The sequence below is a fragment of the Micromonospora phytophila genome (assembly GCF_023656545.1).
GTDB lineage: Bacteria > Actinomycetota > Actinomycetes > Mycobacteriales > Micromonosporaceae > Micromonospora > Micromonospora phytophila.
In genome coordinates, this window is the sequence record NZ_JAMOKF010000567.1 from 1 (window position 1) to 2,043 (window position 2,043).

General features: G+C 75.8%; 3 protein-coding genes. 2 read left to right on the top strand and 1 reads right to left on the bottom strand.

Features of this window, described 5'->3' with window-relative positions; all coding sequences use genetic code 11:
• On the bottom strand, nucleotides 1–399 hold a 399-nt coding region (locus NCC78_RS31285), incomplete at its 3' end, for an SRPBCC family protein (RefSeq protein ID WP_250799032.1).
• 177 nt (nucleotides 400–576) lie between these two features.
• Between NCC78_RS31285 and NCC78_RS31290 the strand changes: the two genes are divergently transcribed.
• Entirely contained in the window at nucleotides 577–1,554 is a 978-nt protein-coding gene (locus NCC78_RS31290; RefSeq protein WP_250799034.1) for a 1-phosphofructokinase family hexose kinase, read from the top strand.
• On the top strand, nucleotides 1,551–2,043 hold a 493-nt coding region (surE, locus tag NCC78_RS31295), incomplete at its 3' end, for a 5'/3'-nucleotidase SurE (RefSeq protein WP_250799036.1). The genes NCC78_RS31290 and surE, both read left to right, overlap by 4 nt.

Sequence of the window (2,043 nt, forward strand, 5' to 3'; positions counted from 1 at the left end):
GGCGGCGCGGGCCTGGCGGAACGCGTAGCCGAAGAGCGGCACGGGCGCGGCCAGGGTGATCTCGACGTCGACCCGGACCACGCCGTCCGGCTCCGCCCGCAGCCGGGTGCGGTTGCGCACCGTCGTGGCCGGCCACTGCCGCGCCACCGTGACGATCTCGTCCCCGGTGGCGACCAGGACGTCGGCCCGGTAGGTGACGGGGAACCGCAGCGGCCCGGCGGCCAGCCGGTCGGTGATCGCGTAGCTGGCCAGGGCGCCCGGGCGGGGCCGCAGCCGCCGGACCCGGACGATCAGCGGGTGCAGTTCCTCCTGGCGGGTCGGGTCGGCGAGCAGGTCGGCGGCCTCCGCCACCGAGCAACGCGCCTGGACGGTGTAGCTGAAGGAATCCCGCCTGAGCACGCCGTCTCCCGCCGTCGCTGGTCGCACGATCGTCGCGTACGCCGGGCGGGCTGGCAACGCCCCGCCGGTCACCGCCCGGACGCCGGACGTTCACCCACCTGTCCGACTACGGTCGGTTGATGGGGAATCACGGCCATATCGACCGACGGAGGGCGGGGTCATGAACGGATCCGACGGATGAGCGCGCACGTGATGGTCTTCGCACCCACCCCCCGGCTGACGGTGACCGTCGACCAGCCCAGCGACGCGCCCGAGCTGCACCTGCACCCCGGCGGACAGGGCGTCTGGCAGGCGCGGATGGTCATGTCGCTCGGGGTCGACGTGGTGCTCTGCACCGCGCTGGGCGGTGAGATCGGCCAGGTGCTGGAGCCGCTGCTGGTCAGCGAGGGGGTCGACCTCAAGGTGGTGGTGCGGGACTCCGGCAGCGGCGGGTACGTGCACGACCGCCGGGAGGGGACCCGGAAGGAGGTCGTCGACGTGCCCGGGCAGCCACTCAGCCGGCACGAGCTGGACGAGCTCTACAACCTCGCGCTCGGCGAGGGGCTGCGCGCGCCGGTCAGCGTGCTGAGCGGGCCGAACGAGCCCTCGCTCGTCCCGGCAGAGATGTACCGCCGGTTCGCCGCCGACCTCGGCGCCAACGGCAGCCGGGTGGTGGTCGACCTGGCCGGCGACCACCTCTCGGCGGTGCTGGAGAGCGGGGTCTTCTTCCTCAAGGTCAGCCACGAGGAGCTGATCGCCGACGGCCGGGCCGCCAGCGAGGACGAGGAGCAGCTCACCCGGGCGATGTACGACCTGCACGCCGGCGGCGCCGAGAACGTGGTGGTGAGCCGGGCCGACCAGCCGGCCCTCGCCCTCGTCGACGGCGAGGTCTTCGAGGTGGAGATGCCCCGGCTGGAGGCCGCCGACCCGCGCGGCGCGGGCGACTCGATGACCGCCGGGGTGGCCGCCGTCATGGCCCGGGGCGGCGACGTGCGCACCGCGATCCGTACCGGGGCGGCGGCCGGGGCGTTGAACGTGACCCGGCACGGCCTCGGCACCGGCCGGCTCGACTCGATCACCGGGCTGGTCGAGCGGGTCCGCCTGGTGCCGGCCGGCAGCCGGCCGCAGGAGCGGACCACCCCGGACGAGCTGGCCGACCGGGCGGCCGAGCGATGACGTTGCGGGTGCTGGTCACCAACGACGACGGGATCGCCGCGCCCGGCATCCAGGCGCTGGCCCGGGCCGCGGTGGACCGGGGCCTCGACGTGGTGGTCGCCGCGCCCCTGGAGGAGGCGAGCGGCACCAGCGCCGCGATGAACGCGGTCGAGCGCGACGGGCACGTGGTGGTCCGCGAGCACCCGCTGCCGGACCTGCCCGGGGTGCCGGCCTACGGGGTGGGCGGCTCCCCGGGGTTCATCGCGCTGATCGCAGTGCACGGGGCGTTCGGGCCGCCGCCGTCGGTGGTGCTCTCCGGCATCAACCGGGGCGCGAACGCCGGCCGCGCGGTGCTGCACTCCGGCACCGTCGGCGCCGCGTTCACCGCCGCCGCCAACGGCTGCCGGGCCATGGCCGTCTCCCTCGACGTGCTCTCGGCCGGTGAGGCGACGGCCGCCAGCGTAGGCGCCGCGGTGGCCGCCGCCGCCCGGGTCCGCGACGCGGACCGGC